General features: G+C 57.0%; 5 protein-coding genes. 2 read left to right on the top strand and 3 right to left on the bottom strand.

Translation table 11 applies throughout. The features are described from left to right. Positions 1 to 179 precede the first annotated feature (179 nt). Positions 180 to 1,109: a sugar kinase gene (locus tag HP459_RS20330; RefSeq protein WP_063148101.1), complete on the bottom strand. Its 930-nt coding sequence runs from the start codon at positions 1,107 to 1,109 to the stop codon at positions 180 to 182. 230 nt (positions 1,110 to 1,339) lie between these two features. Here HP459_RS20330 and pdeH point away from each other — a divergent pair, with 230 nt between their 5' ends. Both pdeH and HP459_RS20320 read left to right on the top strand, forming a co-directional pair. Continuing rightward, positions 1,340 to 2,113 carry a cyclic-guanylate-specific phosphodiesterase gene (gene pdeH / locus HP459_RS20325; RefSeq protein WP_015571521.1) on the top strand — a complete coding sequence of 258 codons (774 nt, stop codon included), beginning with the start codon at positions 1,340 to 1,342 and terminating at the stop codon, positions 2,111 to 2,113. Between the two features lie 65 nt (positions 2,114 to 2,178). Continuing rightward, on the top strand, positions 2,179 to 4,221 hold the full coding sequence (locus HP459_RS20320; RefSeq protein ID WP_023298835.1) for an AsmA family protein: 2,043 nt from the start codon (positions 2,179 to 2,181) through the stop codon (positions 4,219 to 4,221). 93 nt (positions 4,222 to 4,314) lie between these two features. Here the strand turns inward: HP459_RS20320 and HP459_RS20315 are convergent, their stop codons facing one another. Both HP459_RS20315 and yhjD read right to left on the bottom strand, forming a co-directional pair. Further along, positions 4,315 to 5,637, bottom strand: a complete 1,323-nt coding sequence (locus HP459_RS20315; RefSeq protein WP_022649720.1) for an MFS transporter — start codon at positions 5,635 to 5,637, stop codon at positions 4,315 to 4,317. A gap of 260 nt (positions 5,638 to 5,897) precedes the next feature. After that, positions 5,898 to 6,519, bottom strand: a 622-nt coding sequence (gene yhjD / locus HP459_RS20310; RefSeq protein WP_171936726.1) for an inner membrane protein YhjD, incomplete at its 5' end; no start/stop codon positions are given.

Raw genomic sequence — 6,519 nt, 5'->3', positions numbered from 1 at the left:
TCGTTACAGAGTAGCAAGGAACATAAAGTGAACGGAATGACCACCACCGCCGTATGTTCCCCTCACCCTCACCCTCTCCCCGGAGGGGCGAGGGGATTGCTCAGTGCTCGCATTAATTTGTGGGGAACCCTCAGCCCTGTGGGAGAGGGTTAGGGTGAGGGCATCAGCCCGCCCATTCCTTAAGCAGGCATCGCCTCGCGCGGAATAATCGCTCCGCGATACTGAATCACCGTGCTGGCCGTCAAGTGTCCGCGCTGCGCTGCCGCTTCTGGCGTACCTCCCGTCAAACGTACCGCCAGATACCCCGCGCTGAAAGAATCGCCCGCCGCAGTGGTATCAATCACTTTCTCTTTCGCCAGCTTCACCGCCGGCACCTCTTTCACGGCTTCACCCGCCACCGCCACCAGGCAAGACTCCGCCCCGCGCTTAATCACCACTTCGCTGACCCCAGCGGCCTGTGTCCGGGCGATGACCTCATCAACCGGCTTTTCACCCCACAGGGCATCTTCATCGTCCAGCGTCAGGAAGGCGATATCGGTGCATTCCAGCATCTGCTGATACACCTGCTGCGTCTCTTCGCGGCTGGCCCAGAGGCGCGGACGGTAGTTGTTATCGAAAATCACCTTACCGCCGTTGGCACGGCATTCGCGCAGCAGTGACAGCAGCTTTTCACGGCTCTGCTGGCTCAGGATCGCCAGGCTGATCCCGCTCAGGTAGAGGTAATCGAAGGTGGCCAGCTCTTCGCAAATCGCAGCGGCGGCATCGCTTTCCAGCCAGAATTTGGCAGCCGCTTCATTACGCCAGTAATAGAAGGTGCGCTCGCCGGTACTGTCGGTTTCGATGTAGTACAAACCCGGCAGACGGTTTTCCATTCGCTGGATCAGCGAAGTTTCAACGTTTTCACCCTGCCAGGCCTCCAGCATCTGCTGGCTGAAGCTGTCCGTTCCCAGCGCGGTAACGTAGCTCACGCTCAGCGCGTCGGGGGCGACCTGACGGGCAATGTAAACGGAGGTGTTCAATGTATCGCCGCCAAAACCGCGGCTGACTTCCGCGCCTTTCTGGGACAGCTCAATCATGCATTCGCCAATCACGGCAATTTTCTTAGACATAGTCGTGAACCTGAACAGAGTAATTAAGAGTAGTGTGCGCTGTGTGTTTTTTACGGTCAACCATATTAAAACGACGTTCCATTATTTTTTTTGAGCCAGCGCGTGTTCCGGCATATTTCTGTCATCTTAATTTCATTTTCCCGCTGAATTGAACATAAAGTTCTCACCTGGCGGGCCGATAACTCAGTGACGAGTCCAGAAAGGCTATCCCATACAACAGGACATCCGAAATGAAGTCAGAGCAGGTTATCCAGCGGCTGAGCACTACGCCTGAGGCAAGTATTGAGAACTTGCAGGAGCATCGCTACTGGCTGCAATGTGAGCGAGCGTACACCTATCAGCCTATCTACCGTACTGACGGTCGGTTAATGGCAATTGAGGTGTTAACGGTCGTCACTCATCCATCGAACCCTTCGCAGCGTATCGCGCCGGACCGCTATTTTGCGGAGGTTGCCGTGCGTCAGCGCATCGACGTGCTGGAAGAGCAGCTGAGAATGCTGGCGACGAAGCAGGCGTTCTTCGAGCAGCACGGTATTCTGGCTTCGGTGAACGTGGATGGCCCAACCCTGATGGCGTTACGTCAGAATGCGACGCTGCAGGCGCTGATTGCCACCCTGCCGTGGATGCGCTTCGAGCTGGTGGAACATGTTCAGCTGCCGCAGGACTCCTCATTTGCCTCGATGTGTGAGTTTGGCCCGCTGTGGCTGGATGATTTCGGTACCGGTATGGCCAACTTCTCCGCCCTGAGCGAAGTGCGTTATGACTACATCAAAGTGGCCCGCGACCTGTTTATCATGCTGCGCCAGACACCGGAAGGACGGAACCTGTTTACGATGCTCCTGCAACTGATGAACCGCTATTGCCAGGGCGTCATTGTGGAAGGCGTAGAGACGCTGGAAGAGTGGCGCGACGTGCAAAATTCTCCGGCAGCGGCGGCACAGGGTTATTTCCTCTCTCGTCCTGTCCCCATGGATACCCTGGAAAAGGTGATAACCACCCTCTGATCTGCCCGCTTCCCTTTGTCTGAACTATAGTTTTAAAGGCAAGTTCATCAGGAAAGGGGACAACAATGACAAAAACAACCAGGGTGATTTCCTGGACAGCAGGGATTTTCTTGTTGCTGATCGTGGTCTTAATCATCATTATCGCCACGTTTGACTGGAACCGCCTCAAACCGACCATCAACCAGAAAGTCTCGACCGAGCTAAACCGCCCCTTCGCAATACGTGGCGATTTGGGGGTCGTGTGGGAGCGTCAGAAAGAGGAAACCGGCTGGCGAAGCTGGGTGCCCTGGCCGCACGTTCACGCTGACGACATCATTCTTGGCAATCCGCCGGACATCCCCGAAGTGACCATGATCCACCTGCCGCGCGTGGAAGCCACGCTGGCGCCGTTAGCCCTGTTAACCAAAACGGTGTATCTGCCGTGGATCAAACTTCAGCAGCCCGACGCGCGGCTGATTCGCCTGTCGGAGAAAACCAACAACTGGACGTTCGATCTCGCCAGCAGCGGCGATAAAGATCCGAATGCGCAGCCCTCTTCGTGGTCTTTCCGCCTCGACAATATTCTGTTCGATCGGGGGCGGATCGCCATTGACGATAAAGTAAGTAAGGCTGACGTGGAGATCCTCGTCGATCCGCTGGGCAAGCCGCTGCCGTTTAGCGAAGTGACGGGCAGCAAAGCCAAAGGCGATGACAGCAAAGCCGGCGATTACGTCTTCGGCCTGACAGCGAAAGGGCGCTACAACGGCCAGCCACTGACGGGTAAAGGGAAAATTGGCGGTATGCTGGCGCTCAGGAGCGAGGGTACGCCATTCCCGGTGCAGGCGGACTTCCGCTCGGGCAATACCCGCGTGGCGTTCGTGGGCACGGTTAACGACCCGATGAACATGGGCGGCGTCGACCTCCAGCTTAAGTTTGCCGGGGATTCGCTGGGTGAACTGTACGATCTCACCGGCGTGCTGCTGCCGGATACCCCGCCGTTTGAAACGGACGGGCGGCTGGTCGCAAAAATCGACGCTGAAAAATCGTCCGTCTTTGACTACCGGGGGTTCAACGGCCGCATCGGCGATAGCGATATACACGGCACGCTGACCTACACCACCGGAAAACCGCGCCCGAAACTGGAGGGGGACGTTGAATCCCGCCAGCTGCGTCTGGCCGATCTTGGTCCGCTGATTGGCGTAGATTCGGGTAAAGGCACGAAGTCAAAAGAGGTCAAAAAGGACGCTCAGCCTGCGGGTAAAGTGCTGCCCTATGACCGCTTCGAAACCGACAAGTGGGACGTAATGGATGCGGACGTGCGCTTCAAAGGACGTAAAATTGAGCATGGCAGCACGCTGCCGTTGAGCAACCTCTCGACCCATATCATCCTGAAAAACGCCGATCTGCGCCTGCAACCGCTGAAGTTTGGCATGGCCGGGGGAACCATTTCCTCGAATATCCACCTGGAGGGGGATAAAAAGCCGATGCAGGGAAGGGCGGAGATCCAGGCGCGTCGTCTGAAGCTGAAAGAGCTGATGCCGGACGTGGAGTTGATGCAGAAAACCCTCGGTGAGATGAACGGCGATGCGGATATTCGCGGCACGGGTAACTCTGTGGCCGCGCTGTTAGGCAGCGGAAACGGCAACCTGAAGCTGCTGATGAACGACGGGCTGGTGAGCCGTAACCTGATGGAGATCCTGGGGCTGAACGTCGGTAACTTCATCGTCGGACAAATCTTCGGAGACGATGAAGTGCGCGTGAACTGCGCGGCGGCAAACGTGGACCTGGTCAACGGTGTGGCGCGTCCGCAGATTTTCGCATTCGACACGGAAAACGCGGTTATCAACATCACCGGTACCGCCAGCATGGCGTCCGAGCAGCTGGATTTAACCATCGATCCGGAAAGTAAAGGCATTCGCATCATCACCCTGCGCTCGCCGCTCTACGTTCGCGGGACCTTCAAAGATCCGCAGGCGGGCGTGAAGGCCGGGCCGCTGATTGCGCGCGGTGCGGTTGCCGCCGCCCTCGCCACGCTGGTCACCCCTGCGGCGGCGCTGCTGGCGTTGATTTCGCCGTCAGAAGGCGAAGCGAATCAGTGTCGGACGATTTTGTCGCAGATGAAGAAGTAAGGTGTGGCCTGTTCTTGCCGGGTGACGCTGCGCTTACCCGGCCTACATGTGAATCGTAGGCCGGGTAAGGCGTAGCCGCCACCCGGCATTCGCTTACAGAGTCTGATGCTTAGTTTCGTGCGTCAGCAGCAGCGCAATCAGCGTCAACGCTGCCATGGCCGCCAGATAGACACCCACATAGAACAGACCATAGTTCGCCTGAAGCCACGTGGCGATATACGGGGCCACCGAGGCGCCCAGAATAGACGAAACGTTATAGGAGAACGACGCGCCGGTATAACGCACTTCAGTCGGGAACAGCTCCGGCAGCAGCGCGCCCATTGGGCCAAAGGTCAGCCCCATCAGGCTCAGACCAATCAGCAGATACGCCATCACCAGCGCAGGGCTACCTGAACCCAGCAGCGGCGGGAAGACAAACAGTGCGAACAGGATGATCAGCGAGGTGATGACGATCATGCTTGAACGACGGCCAAATTTATCCGCCAGCAGGCCCGCGATGGGCACCATCACGCCAAATCCAATAACCGCCATCATCAGCATCCACAGCACTTCGTTACGCGGCAGGCCCAGTCCGACCGGTACGGCGGCGGTACTGTAGGTCATGGAGTACACGGTCATGATATAGAACAGCGTGTAGGTCGCCAGCATGATGAACGTACCCAGCACGGTCACGCGGAGGTGTTTGGTCAGCAGCGTCCCCAGCGGAACTTTAACCTGCTTTTTCGCCGCGGCGACTTTAGCGAAGACCGGCGTCTCGTGCAGCGACACGCGCACGTACAGGCCAATCAGCACCAGCACGGCAGAGAAGACGAACGGAATACGCCAGCCCCAGCTCATGAACTGTTCATCGGTCAGCAGCCAGGAGAGGAGCAGGAAGGTGCCGTTCGCGAAGAAGAAGCCAATCGGCGCGCCCAGCTGTGGGAAAGAGCCATACAGGGCACGCTTACGCGCCGGGGCGTTCTCGGTCGCCAGCAGCGCCGCGCCGCCCCATTCCCCGCCCAGCCCCAGGCCCTGACCAAAGCGCGCCAGCGCCAGCAGCACAGGCGCCAGAATGCCGATAGTTTCATAGGTCGGCAGCAGGCCGATGGCGACGGTGGAGATCCCCATCGTCAGCAGCGAGGCAACCAGCGTCACTTTACGACCGACGCGATCGCCAAAGTGGCCAAAGACCGCTGAACCTATAGGACGCGCAACGAAGGCGATAGCAAAGGTAGCTAAAGACTGTAGCGTGGCTGCCGTCGGGTCGCCCTGTGGGAAGAAAATATGCGGAAAGACAATGACCGCAGCGGTGGCGTAAATATAAAAGTCGAAGAACTCAATGGCGGTGCCAATCAGCGATGCGACGACGACTTTATTGCGGGAGTTGACCGGAACGTGTTCCGCCCCTTCGTTAAGTGTGGTGGCTGTTGCTTGCATAATATTTTCTTATTTTTGGACGAACGAAGGGCCATATTAGGCACAGCAAAAGCGACATTTCAATCTGTAACAAAGGCGTGACATGGTCATAAAAGCAACAAAAAGCGGATAATTTTCAGGCCAGCGAAAACACTTCCATGAAATGCTTCACACATTTTAAATATCAGTCATTAAAACTGGTTTTTAGTTAAATAAAAGTTACGGTCTGGATTTATATGCTGAAATGATGAATCGGGCTGAAATATCAGCCCGACAGGACATCAGTGGTGGGTTTTTCCCGGCATGCGCGGGTCGTCTTTATACTCTGCGGTGGCGATCCACGCGGCACAGAACAGCGTCAGGCGTGCGAAGAAATAGAAGAAGGCCATCAGCCCCAGCACCGAACCAAAGGCCGCGCCGGAGGGGGACTTCACCAGCGATGGCAGCGTATAGGTCATCACAATTTTGATCACCTCAAAGCCAATGGCGGCAATCAACGTCCCACGGATCAGCGCCTTCTTGCGCGGCCGATGGCGGGGCAAACGCCAGAAGATCCAGAAGAACAGCAGGTAGTTAGCAAAGATGGAGATAGCAAGCCCTATACCGCGCCAGGCCGGTTTCAGCCATTCAATGTAGTCCAGATACAGCGCGGAGATAATCATCTGCTGCGCAGAACCGGCGACCGAGGTGATAGAGAGCGTGATGACCAGCGCCACCAGCAGACCAATCAGCGAGATAAAGTCGCGCAAATACTTCACCCATATCTTCTCCTGATCCTGCGGCGTACGCTCCCAGACGTCACGCGACTGGGCGCGAATGGCTTCACGCAGGTTGCCCATCCAGTTAACCCCGGAATAGAGCGCAATCAGCAACCCGACGATACCCACGGTGGTACGCTGCTGC

This window comes from Enterobacter sp. CM29, assembly GCF_013179605.1.
Lineage (GTDB): Bacteria > Pseudomonadota > Gammaproteobacteria > Enterobacterales > Enterobacteriaceae > Enterobacter > Enterobacter intestinihominis.
This window is presented reverse-complemented; position numbering and strand designations above follow the sequence as displayed.

Bases quoted from the DNA above. Each gene is read 5' to 3' on its own strand.
- HP459_RS20315 (WP_022649720.1), bottom strand. From the start codon at position 5,637: ATGCAAGCAACAGCCACCACACTTAACGAAGGGGCGGAACACGTTCCG.
- HP459_RS20320 (WP_023298835.1), top strand. From the start codon at position 2,179: ATGACAAAAACAACCAGGGTGATTTCCTGGACAGCAGGGATTTTCTTG.
- pdeH (WP_015571521.1), top strand. From the start codon at position 1,340: ATGAAGTCAGAGCAGGTTATCCAGCGGCTGAGCACTACGCCTGAGGCA.
- HP459_RS20330 (WP_063148101.1), bottom strand. From the start codon at position 1,109: ATGTCTAAGAAAATTGCCGTGATTGGCGAATGCATGATTGAGCTGTCC.